Annotated in this window: 11 protein-coding genes; 9 read left to right on the top strand and 2 right to left on the bottom strand. The window is 41.3% G+C overall.

The window, feature by feature from the left end; all coding sequences use genetic code 11:
- Positions 1–281: 281 nt before the first annotated feature.
- The gene (locus tag RMZ41_RS13395; protein WP_322641793.1) at positions 282–3,488 is read right to left on the bottom strand and encodes a glycoside hydrolase family 15 protein; all 3,207 of its coding nucleotides are present in this window, start codon (positions 3,486–3,488) and stop codon (positions 282–284) included.
- Positions 3,489–3,685: 197 nt separating this feature from the next.
- Between RMZ41_RS13395 and RMZ41_RS13390 the strand changes: the two genes are divergently transcribed.
- Positions 3,686–3,973 (top strand): hypothetical protein, encoded by a 288-nt coding sequence (locus RMZ41_RS13390; RefSeq protein ID WP_322641794.1) that lies wholly within the window; start codon positions 3,686–3,688, stop codon positions 3,971–3,973.
- Positions 3,974–4,117: 144 nt separating this feature from the next.
- Here the strand turns inward: RMZ41_RS13390 and RMZ41_RS13385 are convergent, their stop codons facing one another.
- On the bottom strand, positions 4,118–4,756 hold the full coding sequence (locus RMZ41_RS13385; RefSeq protein ID WP_322641795.1) for a glutathione S-transferase family protein: 639 nt from the start codon (positions 4,754–4,756) through the stop codon (positions 4,118–4,120).
- A 507-nt stretch (positions 4,757–5,263) separates the two neighbouring features.
- Here RMZ41_RS13385 and RMZ41_RS13380 point away from each other — a divergent pair.
- From RMZ41_RS13380 to RMZ41_RS13345, 8 genes are all read left to right on the top strand, one after another.
- A complete protein-coding gene (locus RMZ41_RS13380) occupies positions 5,264–6,064 on the top strand; it encodes a DUF3102 domain-containing protein (protein WP_322641796.1) in 801 nt (266 codons plus the stop codon).
- Between the two features lie 805 nt (positions 6,065–6,869).
- Positions 6,870–7,970, top strand: a complete 1,101-nt coding sequence (gene aroF / locus RMZ41_RS13375) for a 3-deoxy-7-phosphoheptulonate synthase (protein ID WP_322641797.1) — start codon at positions 6,870–6,872, stop codon at positions 7,968–7,970.
- Positions 7,971–8,083: 113 nt separating this feature from the next.
- Positions 8,084–10,288 (top strand): anthranilate synthase, encoded by a 2,205-nt coding sequence (locus RMZ41_RS13370; RefSeq protein WP_322641798.1) that lies wholly within the window; start codon positions 8,084–8,086, stop codon positions 10,286–10,288.
- 70 nt (positions 10,289–10,358) lie between these two features.
- The gene (gene trpC, locus RMZ41_RS13365; RefSeq protein ID WP_322641799.1) at positions 10,359–11,234 is read left to right on the top strand and encodes an indole-3-glycerol phosphate synthase TrpC; all 876 of its coding nucleotides are present in this window, start codon (positions 10,359–10,361) and stop codon (positions 11,232–11,234) included.
- 121 nt (positions 11,235–11,355) lie between these two features.
- Complete coding sequence (trpA, locus tag RMZ41_RS13360; protein ID WP_322641800.1) at positions 11,356–12,162, top strand: tryptophan synthase subunit alpha; 807 nt, start codon at positions 11,356–11,358, stop codon at positions 12,160–12,162.
- A gap of 38 nt (positions 12,163–12,200) precedes the next feature.
- Entirely contained in the window at positions 12,201–13,454 is a 1,254-nt protein-coding gene (gene trpB / locus RMZ41_RS13355; protein ID WP_322641801.1) for a tryptophan synthase subunit beta, read from the top strand.
- 426 nt (positions 13,455–13,880) lie between these two features.
- Positions 13,881–14,981 (top strand): anthranilate phosphoribosyltransferase, encoded by a 1,101-nt coding sequence (trpD, locus tag RMZ41_RS13350; protein ID WP_322641945.1) that lies wholly within the window; start codon positions 13,881–13,883, stop codon positions 14,979–14,981.
- Between the two features lie 51 nt (positions 14,982–15,032).
- Positions 15,033–16,589, top strand: a complete 1,557-nt coding sequence (locus RMZ41_RS13345) for an NAD(P)/FAD-dependent oxidoreductase (RefSeq protein WP_322641802.1) — start codon at positions 15,033–15,035, stop codon at positions 16,587–16,589.
- The last annotated feature ends 605 nt before the right edge of the window (positions 16,590–17,194 follow it).

Raw genomic sequence — 17,194 nt, 5'->3', positions numbered from 1 at the left:
AACGAACCGCAAAGGACGCAAAGGACACAAAGAAAGAAGTTAAAAGGGTTTGGCGCAGCCTCACAAAGAAATGGTATTACGCTAAAAAATAGCCTAAACCCTTCTTCTGTGATATGGAAAATTCATGATGTCCCTACCGTGCGAAACCGATCGCTATTTATTCGCTAACTGGAATAACCACGTACAAGAATGGGCCGACTTCAATAAAGCAGGCCCAAAGCAGTATGCATTCTCTCATTATCTACGTTTCTACCCTATGGGAAGGCGAGGCGCATCTGCGGTTAAAAATCTTTCACAAACTCTGTCAAGAATCTAAATGCTTTCAAAATATAATTAGCACAATCTCTAGGAGAAGTGTTGTAAAACGATCGCCACGCACTAGCTTTATCCTCATCATAGCGATCGCTGCGTTGACTATGATTTTCTAGCCACGCTAATCGCACTGCATGTCCAATCAATACATCCAACACGATATACTCTTCGATTTGCAGCTTGGGATTATTCGCTGCGATCGCACCTAATTCTATCAATGCTTCAATATTAACTTGACGGTATTCTGGAGCTTCGATTTTATTCAGCAAATGCTCAACCAAGAGAGCAAAATTTCTTTCACCTGCTGTCATTTCCGACAGCATGACTTCACTATCTAAACGATTGCGCCGCTCTAGTTTATCGCCAATTACTAAGCCTTTGCAATGTTGCATTAATAGCCAAACTTGTTTAAAAAATTCTTTTGGTACGCGCCCCGTCGCACCCTCGGCTTGGCGAAACCGTCGCCAGCCACCTGGCGGAACTTCTATTCCTTCGGCAATTCCTGGTAACACTACCCAAGCAATATCACTTTCTTTTTGTTTGACGTGCAGTGATTCTTGCTGGCGCAACAGGTTACTCATGCCAGTATATCCAGTTAATACCTGACGCAAGCGTACTTTAACTTCAAAGGGTGAAAGTTGCATTAAGCGATCGTAAGCTTCATCTTGAGTGACGTGTAATTCCCGCGCTAGTTCGCTGGTTATCAATAAGATGAGATAGCCAACTCTCACCGTTAGTAGTCCCTGAAATAGTTCGGGTTCTGAGCGAATTAAGATACCAACATAGATTAAAATCTCTTGAGTGAGGACGCGATCGCGGATATCTTCACGACAAAAATGATTAATTTTATCGGCAATTTCATCGTGAGACATGGGTACGGTAATCAAAGATGCTTCACTGTAAGCTTTACCTACAGCAATTTGCTTACCCCGCACCAAAATACTCGTAACTGCATCTGATAGGCTGATATCAACCATTTGCCGTAACCCCGCAGCCCGACGCACTACCGCCCAAATGCCTAAATCTCCAGCTTTGGTGTAAACTTCATCGAGTAAATCGCCTACGGTGACAGGATATCCTGGGCCGCCATACCCTGTATCAAATTTCATTCCCTGCAAGCGAGTTAAAGTTTGCAATAACTCAATTTGCTCGTAAATATTCTCTGATGAACGTAAATAAGAAAGTAATAATCCAAAATTAGTTTCATACTCCATCTGGAATTCTTGAGTATGCCCTAAGCGCCAGTTTTTCTCTGGATGATAAGCTAGATAATAGCAACGTGGACTAGCATTTTTTACTGGCGATCGCGAAAATTCTGCATTTGGCAGAAAATCAATTCTTTGGATTCCAGCCGTCAGCATTAGCTGATTTAGCCGCCCTAATTTTACTCGCACACCGTTACAAACCCCATCTTTCAGTTCTTGCATCAGTTCTAGTAATGCTTCCGAACCGCTTTCTAACATGGTGTGCGTCAACATTAAAGTTAAAGTAGGACGACCTAAATCGCTCCAATATTTTTGAATATAAGCTAGTTCGCTTCTAATTTGATCAAGTAAAAAATGGTAATCAAGGGTTAAGTAAAACTGTTGAGAATCGGAAAATGAAGGCAGAAATACAATTGTTTCACCGCTAATCCGAAATATTCTCGATGTTGTCAAACTCCGCAGCCGTCGCACTGGCCGCCCGGTTAAACCAAGTTTGTCATTACGTCCAATTTGGGTATAAATAGCTGAAAATTCTCCAGCTTTTCTCACTTGAATAGGTTCTACTTGAGTAGGTGTTTGTGCTTCAATTCCGTGAACTTCTAGTTTCGTCTGTAAATCTTCATCTTCTGCTAACAAGGCAATTTGTACCAATGCTTCGCGCTGTTTCCCTACACACAAATGTCTGCCCAAAGGGTCGATATCACCAACTGCCAGCAACCCTTCACTCAACATTTCTCCGAGAAAATATAAACTTTGCGCCCATACTAAGGGAATATTTTCATTAGGTAAACGTGGCTGCGTTTGGGGTGCTAATTTTTCTGCCTCTATGTTTTCAGCCGGGACATAATAAAGTTCTGGCAGCAACCGTAAACCATTTTGTTCTATAAGTAATGATTCTAAAAGATTTTGGTATTTCTTAACTTGATCTTGTTCGCCGCGAAATAATCCATCTAGAACTAAATAAGTAAAAAATAACGGCCATTCGCATTCAATATGCTCAAATTGCTTGAGTTCCCACGGTTCGTAGTGTAAACGTTGATGATCTTCTAAAACGGTTTGGTGTCCATCACGCAGAAAGCGTTTGCAGCCGTATTTACCTGCAAGTTTGTTGATAATATCGTTTAAAGTGCGATCGCGCAGTTCTAAATCTTCCACTGCAAAGGCAGGATAACTAATAATACTTAACAGCGCCGCATCAATTTCTTTAGAACCAGATTCCCTTGGTAATAGAGATTCTAATGTAATTCGGGCGCGAGCAATTTCATCTGGTAAAACATGAATTACTGATGCTTGACTACCACGCACACCAAACAAATCCAGTCCGTTGATAGCTTCTAAAGCCGCTTTTGCCATACCTACAGAACTGGCATTCAACTCAGCACTACCACGATTAATTTTATTACCACGTTCCCAAATGCCATAATCTGGTGTGCGGTAAGCTCGTCCAATATAGTAAACTAAATTTTGGACAAAATTCACTTCATCAAGTGTATAAATGATTGGCAAACCCGCAGCCGTCATTTGTCCCAACATCAACAAAAATATAGATGTGGCATCGAGTTGCAAATGTCCCCATTCGTCATCACCAACAACGATGTCACCACTCGCGGTATTATATTTAGCGTGCAGTCCATCTAGTAACGACTGAGTATGTTTAAATGTCTCTACTTTATGAGCCTGTCGCATCATCGCAAACAATAACCCGCGCATCAATTTGATGACACTGTGTTCTAATTCATAGGTGCGTCCCTTATCGTCGTCAATCTTGCGGTATGCAAGTCCTAAACCCCAAACTGCCAAAATGCTGTAAACATTGTCTCGCACCCAGGCATCAGTATAATCGCCGTGGGCTGTAATCGCAGTACTCGCAGGTAACAAACCAGTAATCGGATTCTGCCGAGTAAGAATTATCGTTTTGATTTGCTGGTAGTAATAGTCCAGACGAGCTAGCAATTCGGTAGATGTTTTCATGATTTGGTTCAGAACTAGTTGCATTCGACCCTGTGACTTTAAACCAAGCCAGAACAAGTTCTGTAATGGTTGATAGGACAACAGCTATGGGTGGTGTGAGTTTATTATTATCTCCCGTTAATAGACTTCTGAGTACTGAATTTTAGCGATCGCAAACTAAAATATGATTTTAACTATATAGGAATCCGGTTTGATTTTTGAAAATATACGTAGGATGTGAGCGCAAAGAGTACGGCATCAAACCCTTGACAAGAGTGCGTTACGAACTCCGTTCTAACACAACGCCAGTTGCGACAACGGATAGCGTCGGCGGCAAGCGAGTCTTCTCCTGTCGGAGACGCTACGCTACCGAGCGTCGGGAACCTCCCTTCGGGTTCGGGGGTTCGCAGTCGCCGGGAACCGCCAAAACTGCGACCCCCTCACTGGCTCCTCTACAATACCTAATTCCGTTCAAAAATCAAATATTAATCCTATCTGAGTTGTGAAAAATATAGATAATAAAACGAACCCCCAAGAACGCCAATTCCGGAGATTTTGCAGATGTTGGGGGTGTTGCAAAATAGTACCAGTTAACTTGCTGTTGGTGTGGTTATGGTAATTTTCTTTGTTAAAAACGTAAGTGTATCCTCTTAAAATCCAGGCATTGCGATGTAAAGAGGAAGCTGCTTGATGCGAGTAACCCAAGCACTCACTTGCGGATACGCCTCAAGAGCAATTTTGGCATCACTGGCAAGTTGAATATAGGGGTAGCAGGCAACATCTGCGATCGTTGGGTGATTTGTCTCTAGCCAGTCTCGATAGAGAAGATGCTTATCTATCACCTCAAGCGTATACCTTGCCTTTTGCTGTGCGCCTTCTAAATCGATAGGTGTACCTAATAGAAAAAACCGTCGAGCCGCAGATAGACTATTCTGAATTTCATTAGCAGCAGTAGACAACCATTGCAAAACTTTACCCATTGCTTCCGGTTCTGAAGGCAACCAAGATTCTCCGCCATACTGACGAGCCAAGTACACCAAAATAGCTTGCGAGTCACGCAAAACTAGATCCCCATCGATCAAAACTGGAACTTGCCCAAAAGGGTTAAGTTTTAAAAACTCTGCTGACTTCTGTTCTCCCACTATAAGATCAACTCGGATAATTTCATGTTCTAGCCCCAGCAGGGACAACAAGAGTACAACTTTGTAGCAATTTCCTGATAGCTCATGAGCGTATAATTGCATTTTTGAGAAATTCACTCCTGGAAAGGGAATATAATCTGCGTGCATAAAAACGATTTTACCCAATGCAATGCTTGCAAGAGTGTAACAAAGCTGAGGCAAACCCTAATCCCTATGATGAGTTTGGGGTGGAAATTTATTTCCAAAATACACTCAGATCATGCCACAACTTTAATCTTCAAACACTGTTCAATAGGTGGAATAACAAAACAGGCATCCTTTAAATTATTCTTCTTAATTTTTAATCTTATATTTTTAATTTAATTGTGTATTTTTGTAAAAATTTTAGAGAAATATGCGTAAAGCTACCTGCTTGATACTGATTAACTTATTATAAGTTCCCTTAAGTATGAATTTAAGCAGGAAGGAAGCAGTTCTTCCAGAAGGAATCTCTATAAATAAATTTAGGGGATTTAAACCCTTTTGGCAGAGTGAAGAATTCCTATCTTTTAGCTCCTGCCTCCTGCCCTCTGCCTTCCTTCAGTAACAAGCCTAAAACATTATTGGGCAATAAAATCTCTCCTAAAAACACAAATACTGGCAAGACTGTGCTATATGGAAATGAGTGATAACGGTTTAGCAGCTTTTCCTATAGAAACCAATACAATACCTGCTGAATCAGAAGAAATTGTTGATCGGACTTTAAAAGCTAAAAGCAAACCAGACTTCAAGACAAAAGAAGAAAAACAATACCGCTTGGCTACCTTGGCGGAAGATACACGACGCAGACTAAAGCGAAGTGCTATCGATATTTATTGCATTGGACTTAATTTACTAGAAGCTCAAAATATTATAGAGCATGGTGAATTTCTGCCTTGGTTACGACAAGAGTTTGGAATGGGCAAGACTTCAGCTTATGAGTTTATACATGTTGCTAAAGCGTTTGAACCCAAATTTCCGATTATCGGAAATTTGATTAACAATATCACTTCTACTGCTCTCTATAAGCTGGCAGCCCCTAGTACCTGTCAAGCAGCTAGAGATGAAGCAATAGATATTGCCAAGGCAGGGGAAGTAGTAAATACAGATGTCGCTAAAAACCTGATCGATAAATATAAAACTTCTAAAACAGCTAATAAAAAGCAACAAAAAACTTATTTAAATAGCCAACAGAGTGATATAAATCAAGGCGAAGCATTAGGTTTATCCAATGCTGAGGTTCCTCAGATTGAACAAACAAGTTCTTCCATATCTCAACAGGAGAAACTACAAAACCTGCTAGCAGAACGTGATACCTATAAAGTGCAATTAGAAGCATTACAAAGAACAAATGAGCAACTGAAGCTAGATGTTATGAAAGTTTATTCGAAATTAACTTTATTACTTATAGCTAGCAAAGATATGAGTAGCTTGTAAAAGCTATCTGCCTCTTCGGTCACTATCCAAAAATATTTGGCATTTCTGAATTTTAGAGCATTTGTATAGTAAGAGATTGTGCGATTATTTTCTAATAACAAATACAGGAGCAATTTTTTTCTAATAGTATAGTTTGTATTGATTGCCTCATGAGGCTTCTAGCGATCGCCCTCGGGGAAAGTGACAGAAGCTGAAGAGTATGCAGCGTAAGGATTGCAGAGGAGCAGGGCGGCAGAGGGGAGTTTCTAAATATCCGAACGCAATGCCGTGCCCCTACGGGTGTACCCAATACGGTTCGGATAAGCATTTTTCATTTCCCTTGTGGTCTGGGGAATGGGTTTGCGGGTAAAGGGTAAAGGATGTATTCAAAACCTTTCCCCTTTTCCCTTTCCCCTTTAACCGAACCGTATTGCAGGTGTACCTCACGTAAACGAGAATCCCTATATCAAGGTAATTGCTGTTTTTAATCCTGTAAATCTTTCAATGAATTCGATTTACTCAAAGCAATTTCAGAAAATCTCGCTTTGTTTATTTTTTTAAATTGCTGTAAGAAAATTTAAAATTGTTAGCCATTATCATATTGACTAGTTTATAGAGATGAAAAGCTTTAACATTTAATAGATAAATTAGAAAAAGATATAATAACTAATTATTTAAAGTTTGTAAACAAATGTAAATACTATACCTTATTGCATAAAATCAAAAAAATATCCTGATTAATACTTGAGTGTTTGACAAACATAAATATCAAACATAAAAACTATAAGAGCAGAAATAATTCAAATACTTTAGGAGATTAAAAACAATGATTATTGTCATGAAAATAGGAACACCAACAGTAGAAATCAAGCGTGTTATGGAAGAGATCAGTCGTCATGAGATTACACCAGAAATATGCCAAGGTCAGCATCAAGTAGTAATTGGTTTAGTCGGTGAAACAGGAAAATTTGACACTAGACAAATTCAAAATATCAGCCCTTTTATTGAGCAGGTAATTCGGGTAAATAAGCCATTTAAACGGACTTCTTTAGAATTTCGTTATGGTGAAGCTAGTGAAGTAGTTGTATTAACACCAAGTAAACCTGTAATCTTTGGTCAAAATCATCCTTTAGTCGTAGTAGCTGGGCCCTGTTCTGTAGAAAACGAAGAGATGATTGTAGAAACAGCACAACGAGTCAAAGCAGCAGGAGCGCAGTTTTTACGAGGAGGAGCATATAAACCGCGCACCTCCCCGTATGCTTTTCAAGGTCATGGTGAAAGTGCTTTAGAGTTATTAGCTAGAGCTAGAGAAGCTACAGGCTTAGGGATTATTACAGAAGTCATGGATACATCTCATCTGGACAAGGTAGCTCAAGTGGCAGATGTAATCCAAATTGGCGCTCGTAATATGCAGAATTTTTCCCTGCTCAAGAAAGTAGGAGCGACAGGTAAACCAGTACTATTAAAGCGTGGACTTGCAGCCACAATTGAAGATTGGTTGATGTCAGCAGAATACATTTTGGCCGAGGATAATCCCAATGTGATTTTGTGTGAACGGGGGATTCGTACATTTGACCGTCAATATACACGGAATACTCTGGATATATCTGCAATTCCAGTATTGCGATCGCTAACTCACTTACCGATTATGATCGACCCTAGCCATGCTACAGGGAAATCTGAGTTTGTCCTACCCATGACTATGGCAGCGATCGCTGCTGGTGCAGACTCAATAATGATAGAAGTTCATCCCAATCCAGCCAAAGCGCTTTCAGATGGGCCACAATCTCTAACTTTTGAAGCATTTGACCAATTAATGAAAGAAATGGCTATTTTGGCTAAATTCTTTGGTCGTTGGACTCAAAATGATTATCCACTTACAACACCTAAAATGACCACCAAAGTTGCTAACCCCATCAGTACCTAAAGAAACTTAGCTGTAAATATCTGTTGTCAAAACTTCGTAGGTTATTAAGCGATCGCAAATGCAGGGACTTAACTTTCTCCAATGTACATTAATAAATTTGAGAGGACTCGATAATGTATTTAGATACTCATAGCTACACAACCAAAGGTGAAATTTATGTATCTCGCCTTGTAATTGAGACTTCAATAGATACTGCCATTCAAGATACCCTATCATGTCTTGATTCCCAACGTGGAGGCTTGTTCAAAAGTAGTTATGAATATCCAGGACGTTATAAAAGATGGGGAATCGGTTTTGTTAATCCACCCTTAGAACTTGTTACTCGCTCCAACTCCTTTACAATCACTGCACATAATGAGCGAGGTATGATGCTGCTTCCTTATCTCAGTGAGCATCTATATCAGCATCCACAACTAATGGCAGTTAAATTGGAAAACACTTCCATCACTGGGTATGTCAAAGCCGCAGAACATCTATTTTTAGAAGAAGAAAGGAGTAAGCAACCATCTATATTTAGCATTGTTCGTGAGATTTTATATATCTTTAATAGTCCCGAAGATGAGCATTTAGGGCTTTATGGGGCATTTGGCTACGACTTAGTTTTTCAGTTCGAGCAGATGTCAAAGCATCTCACTCGTGCAGAAGACCAAAGAGATTTGGTGCTTTATCTCCCTGACGAACTGGTAATTATTGACTACTATCAGCAACGAGCATTTCGTTTGCAGTATGAATTTGCAACCAAGTACGGTAGCACTAACAATCTACCTCGGACTGGAGAACTGATTGATTACAGAGGTAAGCGTCATACCCCTACTCAAGCTTCTGACCATGCACCTGGCGAGTATGAGGAAAAAGTTAAGAAAGCACTTGAATACTTCCGTCGTGGTGATTTATTTGAGGTTGTTCCCGGACAAAACTTCTTTCAATCTTGCGAAAATCCACCAAGCGAACTATTCCAAACCTTACAGCAAATAAATCCTAGCCCCTATGGATTCCTCCTAAATTTAGGTGGTGAGTATCTCATCGGTGCATCTCCAGAGATGTTTGTGCGTGTTGAAGGCAGACGAGTAGAAACTTGTCCGATCAGTGGTACTATCCGCCGCGGAAAAGATGCTATTGATGATGCGGCTCAAATTCTCAAACTGCTCAATTCAGGCAAAGATGAAGCTGAATTGACCATGTGTACCGATGTCGATCGCAACGATAAATCTCGAATCTGTGAACCTGGTTCCGTTAGAGTCATTGGTCGTCGCCAAATTGAGATGTACAGTCATTTAATCCACACAGTAGATCACGTTGAAGGAATATTGCGTCCAGAGTTTGATGCCTTGGATGCATTCTTGAGCCATCTTTGGGCGGTTACAGTTACAGGCGCACCAAAACGCTGGGCAATGCAGTTTATCGAAGAACACGAACACAGCCCCCGACGTTGGTATGGTGGAGCCGTCGGTTACTTAACTTTCAAAGGCGATTTCAACACCGGTTTAACTCTGCGGACTATTCGACTCCAGGATTCAATTGCAGAAGTGCGAGTGGGTGCAACAGTTCTTTATGACTCCGATCCAGAAGCTGAAGCTCAAGAAACACTCACCAAAGCTGCTGCTTTATTCCAGACACTCTATCAGACTAAATATAAAACTACCAATTTTGCACACAACTCTAATATCAACCCTCAACAAGTTAGCACCAGTCAAGGCAAACGAGTCTTAATAATTGACCATGAAGACTCATTTGTACACACCCTAGCAAACTATATCCGTCAAACAGGTGCCACAGTCAAAACACTACGTCATGGTTTTTCAGAATCAGTTTTTGATATAGAACGTCCAGACCTAGTTGTTTTATCTCCTGGGCCTGGCAGACCCACCGATTTCCGGGTTACAGAGACAATTGCTGCTTGCATCAAACGCCAAATCCCTATATTTGGTGTTTGTTTAGGATTACAGTCAATTGTTGAAGCTTTCGGTGGTGAACTGGGAGTTCTGGACTATCCCCAGCATGGCAAAGTATCTCGTGTTTCTGTCATAGCATCTGATTCTGCCATTTTCCAAAACATACCACGAGCATTTGAAGTTGGTAGATATCACTCATTGTTTGCGATCAAAAAAAGTCTTCCTAAAGAACTTAAAGTTACAGCCATCTCCGAAGATGGTGTGATTATGAGTATCGAACATCAAACATTACCAATCGTAGGTGTTCAGTTCCATCCAGAATCAATCATGACTCTGGTCGGAGGGGTTGGTCTGACGATTATTCAGAATGCAGTCCATACATTAACAACCAAAAAACTTGCCTCAGCTATTGCAGATTGCAAGTAATTAACTCTAGCCGTGATTACATTTAATCGCTTGCTAATGCCATAACTACATCAAAATTTCTAGAGTCTATATGTCAAATAGTCAATATCAAACAACCGAGTTTCTCACTACCATTAATAACCAAGTGACACCAGTACCAGGAAACTCCCCCCATATTCTCGCAGAGATTGTATTGTACAAACAGCAAGAAGTCGCTCAAAGACATGAGCAGCTGCCTCTAGAGGTGTTAAAAAATCAAGTTAGTACTGCCCCTTCCCCCCAGAATTTTCTCCATGCTTTGCAACATAATCCTCATAAACCCAGTTTGATTGCAGAGGTAAAAAAAGCTTCACCTAGTAAGGGAGTCATTTGTGCCGACTTCGATCCTACCAGGATTGCCCAGGCATACGATCGCGGTGGTGCTACCTGTTTATCAGTCTTAACCGATGAGAAATTTTTCCAAGGCAGTTTTGAGAATCTGCGAAAAATAAAAAACAGCGTCACACTGCCATTATTGTGTAAAGAATTCATTATTGACCCATATCAAATTTATCTAGCACGGGTTCATGGGGCAGATGCAGTATTACTAATTGCCGCCATCTTATCCGATCGAGTTCTCCAAGATTTTCTAGCAATTGCTCAAGATTTGGGTATGAACGCTCTAATAGAAGTGCATACTCTCAGCGAACTCGATCGGGTGTTAGCATTGCCAAAGGTGCAATTGATCGGGATTAACAACCGTAATCTCGAAGATTTTACTGTTGACTTAACAACAACTCAATCCTTACTAACAGAGCGTCAGCAGAAAATAACTAGTTTAGGGATAACAGTTGTCAGTGAGTCTGGTTTATACACATCGGCTGATTTAGCTAGAGTTGCCGAGTGGGGAGCCGATGCAGTTTTGGTTGGAGAATCCTTGGTGAAGCAAACTGATATAGAACAGGCTGTGAAGCGTTTGTTGAATTAAAACAATTGGACTTGATGCTTATATCTAACTTCAAGTAGCTAATCTATCGCAGACTTACCTATCAACCTGAATCTTCAGTCTAAATTTCAATTAGTTATTAACCTTTCAGTGGATCGTCAATATGCCTTCTATCTCTCAAAATTTTGAATCTTTACGTGCAAACAACCAGTGTGCCTTAATTCCCTTTGTGACTGCTGGCGACCCTAGTTTAGATATCACAGCAGAAGCTTTGCGCGTTTTAGATGCTAGCGGTGCTGACTTTATTGAATTGGGAGTTCCCTACTCAGATCCCCTCGCAGATGGCCCTGTGATTCAAGCAGCAGCAACCCGTGCTTTAAAACAAGGGACTCGATTAGCTGATGTTTTAGAAATGGCTCATAAAGTCATTCCTAGTTTGCGATCGCCAATTATTCTGTTTACTTATTACAACCCAATTTTGAGCTTGGGCATTGGGCAGTTTCTCCAACAAGCTGCTGTATCAGGAATTAAGGGGTTAGTAATCCCTGATTTACCTTTGGAAGAAGCCAACAAAGTACTAGAACTTGCTGATGCTGTTGGCATTGAAGTTATATTGTTAGTAACTCCCACAAGTTCAAAAGAGCGGATTGAAGCGATCGCCCGCCAATCTCGTGGCTTTATCTACTTGGTAAGCGTTACAGGCGTAACTGGTGTACGTTCCGAAATTGATACTCGTGTTAAACATGTCATCAAAGAAATTCGCAGTGTAAGTAACAAACCGATTGGTGTTGGTTTTGGCATCTCTGAACCAGAACATGCTCGTCAAGTAAGAGATTGGGGTGCTGATGCGGTCATTGTCGGAAGTGCCTTTGTGCAGCGTTTAGCAGAAGGTACACCATACCGAGGGCTGCGAACCATTAAAGATTTCTGTAACGATTTGAAGACATCAATTACCCTTGCTTTGAGATAAATATTTACGTCACTACACGCAAAATTTTGGAGATTTTTATGTTAACGAACGCACAACCAATTACTCTTTCAACTCCACTAAACAAGCAACAACCTAATGTGCTTGGTAGATTTGGCCAATTTGGTGGTAAGTACGTACCAGAAACTTTAATGTCGGCTCTTACCGAGTTAGAAACGGCGTTTCAGAAATACCACAACGAGCCGCTATTCCAAAAAGAGCTTCAGGAAATGCTGCGGGATTACGTTGGACGTGCCACTCCCCTATACTTTGCACAAAGACTGACTGCCCGCTACGCTAAACCTGATGGTACAGGCCCACAGATTTATCTCAAACGTGAGGATTTAAATCATACAGGAGCGCACAAAATTAATAACGCTTTAGGGCAAGTACTTTTAGCCAAGCGTATGGGCAAACAACGCATTGTTGCCGAAACAGGAGCCGGTCAGCATGGTGTAGCTACAGCAACAGTATGCGCTCGTTTTGGTCTGCAATGTGTGATTTACATGGGCATTCACGATATGGAACGGCAAGCCCTGAATGTATTTCGGATGCGCCTGATGGGAGCAGAAGTTAGACCCGTAGAAGCAGGAACAGGAACACTTAAAGATGCAACCTCAGAAGCAATACGGGATTGGGTGACAAATGTGGAAACAACCCACTACATTCTAGGGTCAGTTGCAGGGCCACATCCCTACCCAATGATGGTGCGATTCTTTCAAGCAGTAATCGGCCAAGAAACTCGCAATCAAGCCCTAGAAAAGTGGGGAGGATTACCAGATATTCTTCTAGCTTGTATAGGTGGAGGTTCTAATGCCATTGGGCTTTTCCATGATTTTGTTGATGAGCAATCTGTGCGCCTAATTGGAGTTGAGGCGGCGGGCGAAGGTATTGATACTGAGAAACACGCAGCAACTTTAACACGAGGCAGAGTAGGAGTTTTGCATGGTGCGATGAGTTATGTGCTACAGGATGAAGACGGTCAGATTGTTGAGGCACATTCTATCAGCGCTGGGCTAGATTATCCTGGTGTTGGGCCTGAACACAGTTATCTCAAAGATATTGGGCGGGCTGAATATTACAGCATTACAGATGAACAAGCTTTAGCCGCATTTCAATCAATTTCTCAATTAGAAGGAATTATTCCCGCCTTAGAAACGGCTCATGCGATCGCATACTTGGAAATACTTTGCCCACAACTCACTGGTAGTCCCCGGATTGTGGTCAATTTTTCCGGGCGCGGAGACAAAGATGTACAAACTGTTGTCAAGTTTCTTAACTTGAATCCAGCTTAACTAGTAGTTCGCTTTCGTGACTTGGCGGGGTAAAGGGGAAAGGGGAAAGGTTTTAAATCCCTTACCCCTTTCCCTAGCCCTTACCAAGCATTGTTAGCTTGCCAGACTACTAGCTACTTTGCTTTACCGCCAAATTAGAGATTATGTATGGCGAGAGCCTTCTATGCAAATTAGGTAAAATCTCTGCAATAATTCCAGAGCATAACTTACAGCTATTTTCAGTCAACCAAAAAGTTTTAAAAAAAATCTGTAATCTGCATAAATCCTTAAACTACAACTGATAAGTTAACTAAGTTTGCAATTAAAGACACCTGTTTCATTTTGATATCTGCAATACAAAAATGAATTTGACTATTGCAAGTTTTAAGTAGTTTTTTAGATAGATTAACTAGCTTTTATTAAAAAAGCTGCATGGTATCGAAATTTATGATTAAAGTACCTGTTTTGATTGAAGAAGTTTCTCCAACCTACAAATGTCCTGATTTCTCTGCGTTATTGCAGCAATTGTTAGATGGTCAATCGCTTACAGTTTCTCAAGCTGGCGATTTAATGTACAGTTGGCTCACAGAAGCTATTCCTCCCGTGTTTTCAGGTGCAATTTTAGCTGCAATTCAATCTAAGGGAGTGTCAACTGAAGAATTATTGGGTATGGTGAAAGTTCTATACTCCCAATCGTTAAAAGCAACTTTGCGCGATCGCGTTGTTGGGACATCACCATTAGTTGATACTTGCGGTACTGGTGGAGATGGAGCATCAACATTTAATATTTCCACAGCTGTTGCCTTCGTAACGGCCGCAGCTGGAGTTAAAGTTGCAAAACATGGCAATCGTTCAGCATCTGGTAAAACAGGTTCAGCAGATGTATTAGAGGCTTTGGGTTTAAATCTCAAAGCTAGCACCAAGAAGACTCAAGAAGCTGTTGAGGCGGTTGGGATAACTTTTCTATTTGCACCAGATTGGCATCCAGCTTTGAAAGCGATCGCACCATTACGAAAAACGCTAAAAGTACGAACAGTTTTTAACCTTCTTGGGCCATTACTCAATCCCTTACGACCAACAGGACAGGTTATTGGCGTAAATAATCCCGCAATGGTTGAGACTTTTGCTCAGGTTCTACATCAACTTGGAACTCGCCGAGCCATTACCCTATACGGACGAGAAAAATTGGACGAAGCAGGTTTGGCAGATAAAACTGACTTAGCAGTAGTGTCCAACCAACAACTGCACCTATTGACAATCGACCCTCAAGATTTAGGTCTTAATCCAACCCCCATTAGTGAACTCAGGGGTGGAGATGTTCGAGAAAATGCTGAGATTCTCAAAGCAGTTCTGCTTGGTAAAGGTACTCCAGCCCAGCGAGATGTAGTGGCTTTAAATACAGCTTTAGCTCTGTATGTAAGTGAGTCTATAGCTGAAACTGGTAACTATTTCGATACTTTTACTAAAGCGATCGTTCTGGCTAAAGACATTCTAAACAGTGGTATTGCTTGGGAAAAATTGGAACAGCTTGCTGAGTTTCTTCAGTAATAACACGTTGAACGGTGGTATTTTTAAATAAAAATTTGGAAGACTTAGAAAATGGACACCAAGACAATACTTCATGTGTGCAAACTGGCTAATTCCCAACAAAGCAAGCACATAACCATTCTAGGGGCTGGCATTGCTGGTTTGGTAGCAGCCTATGAGCTTGAACGCTTAGGTCACACAGTCGAGATTATAGAAGGTAGTTCGCGCATTGGGGGGAGAATCTGGACTCACCACTTTGGGGACGATCCGCAAGCTCCTTATGCTGAACTCGGAGCTATGCGTATTCCCAGCGAACATAAGCATGTCCTCCACTACGTACACGAAATGGGACTGGACAAAAAACTGCGGAAGTTTGTCACAGTATTCGAGGAGCAAAACGCTTTGATGAATATCCAGGGAAACATCTTCTCTATGAAAGACGGGCCTCGGATATCCCAGCAGCACTATCAAGGTATTTTTCTCGATTCTCGCTACAGTGAGAAAACTCGGCTATTTGGGGCTTGGCTAAAAACTATTGTCAATACAATATCTCCTGGGAATTTGCGCGAAAGTCTAGAGCGCGACCTGAATTCACACTTAATGGATGAGCTAGAGAGGCTGGATTTGGAGCCTTTTTTCAGTGAAGATGGCGAAAGCATTGATTTTCATGGCTTCATCAAAGCTAACCCTGGTTTTCGGGCTAGGTGTAGTAAGGCACTTGATATGTTCTTCAGCGACATCCTAGTTGAAACTAGCCACGATTTATTGCAGCTTGAAGGGGGTATGGATCAGCTAATTCACTCTTTAGCTGCCGCAATTAAAGCTCCCATCAAGTGCAACCAAAGGGTAATAGCTTTACATGTGCAGGAAGATGGCGTTGAAGTGTCCTGGTTAGAAGGTAAGCAAATGCATACACGCCATTGTGATTATGTGTTGTGTACTATCCCTTTCTCAATCCTACGCAAAATGGATTTGAGGGGGTTTGATCGAGAAAAACTTACTTCAATCCACAACACCGCATATTGTCCAGCCACCAAAGTCGCTTTTCACTGCGCCCAACCCTTTTGGGAAAAGCATGGGATTAAAGGCGGAGCATCTTTCAGTGGTGAGGGCATTCGTCAGACATATTATCCTTCAGTGAATACTAACCCCTCTTTAGGTAGCGCTTTATTAGCTAGTTATACCATCGGTGACGATGCCGATCGCTTAGGGATGATGTCTGAACAAGAGCGCTATACTTACGTCAAAAAGGTAGTGAGCCAGCTTCACCCAGAAATTGAAGCACCTGATATGGTTATGGATATGGCTAGTATTGCCTGGGGTAGTTACGAATGGAGCGATGGAGGATGCTCTATACCTTGGGGTGATGATGTATCTAGTGAATCTAACCACCATATTCATTATCTAGAAGCTGCTAGACCACAGAATACACTCTTGTTTGCTGGTGAACACTGTTCTAGGTTCCCAGCGTGGATTCAGGGATCTATTGAGTCTGCACTGGAAGTTGTGTACGAAATTGTCACCCATAAACCAGTGAGAAAATCAACGATAACACTGCCAATGGTGTCTGCAAAAAAGGCCAAAACCCCTATCGGCTCGCTTCAAGGAACAAGCAAAAGAACCGAATAAGATTACTTACAGCAATTTTCAGGTAATTACAGCAGTTTTCATGTATTTGAACCACATCTATCGTAAGGGCACAGCATTACTGTACCCCTAGTAGTACGCCAAGGGAACTTGGCGGGGTAAAGGGTAAAGGCGAAGGGGGAAAGGGTTTAAATCCCTTACCCTTTTCCCTTTCCCCTTTCCCCAGCCCTCACAAGCGTATTTTTGGGTTGGCAGACTACTAGTGCATAGTCTATTTACGTGAAAATGGCTGTAATTAATTTGTAGCGACTTCTTTGGAACAGTTTAAAATAGGCAGCTTCATATTTATGACCCAATGCAGTTCAGATAAGACCAAAACACTTCTAGAGACGGCGATTTATCGCGTCTCAATAACCCAAAATTTTTTACCAATAGTCTTTAACTGAACCGTATTGATTTATGACCAGGAAATTTTGTAAAAAAAGGTAAAGTTACTATCAAGCTGCATAAATTGCTAAATTAACTCTGATAAGTACGCAAAGGTTCAAATCAAGCCTGGTACATAGTCTTTAACTCGTTAAAAATGAAAGAAGGCACATCCAAGAGCTTCCTCTGCTCTCCTGCTTTCTTGAAAAGAATCCACTTTC

It is taken from the genome of Nostoc sp. DedVER02 (assembly GCF_034530675.2).
Taxonomy (GTDB): Bacteria; Cyanobacteriota; Cyanobacteriia; order Cyanobacteriales; family Nostocaceae; genus Nostoc.
This window is presented reverse-complemented; position numbering and strand designations above follow the sequence as displayed.

What these genes read in the sequence shown, in the direction of transcription:
- RMZ41_RS13395 (WP_322641793.1), bottom strand. Translation starts at nt 3,488, where the DNA reads ATGAAAACATCTACCGAATTGCTAGCTCGTCTGGACTATTACTACCAG.
- RMZ41_RS13385 (WP_322641795.1), bottom strand. Translation starts at nt 4,756, where the DNA reads ATGCACGCAGATTATATTCCCTTTCCAGGAGTGAATTTCTCAAAAATG.
- RMZ41_RS13380 (WP_322641796.1), top strand. Translation starts at nt 5,264, where the DNA reads ATGGAAATGAGTGATAACGGTTTAGCAGCTTTTCCTATAGAAACCAAT.
- aroF (WP_322641797.1), top strand. Translation starts at nt 6,870, where the DNA reads ATGATTATTGTCATGAAAATAGGAACACCAACAGTAGAAATCAAGCGT.
- RMZ41_RS13370 (WP_322641798.1), top strand. Translation starts at nt 8,084, where the DNA reads ATGTATTTAGATACTCATAGCTACACAACCAAAGGTGAAATTTATGTA.
- trpC (WP_322641799.1), top strand. Translation starts at nt 10,359, where the DNA reads ATGTCAAATAGTCAATATCAAACAACCGAGTTTCTCACTACCATTAAT.
- trpA (WP_322641800.1), top strand. Translation starts at nt 11,356, where the DNA reads ATGCCTTCTATCTCTCAAAATTTTGAATCTTTACGTGCAAACAACCAG.
- trpB (WP_322641801.1), top strand. Translation starts at nt 12,201, where the DNA reads ATGTTAACGAACGCACAACCAATTACTCTTTCAACTCCACTAAACAAG.
- trpD (WP_322641945.1), top strand. Translation starts at nt 13,881, where the DNA reads ATGATTAAAGTACCTGTTTTGATTGAAGAAGTTTCTCCAACCTACAAA.
- RMZ41_RS13345 (WP_322641802.1), top strand. Translation starts at nt 15,033, where the DNA reads ATGGACACCAAGACAATACTTCATGTGTGCAAACTGGCTAATTCCCAA.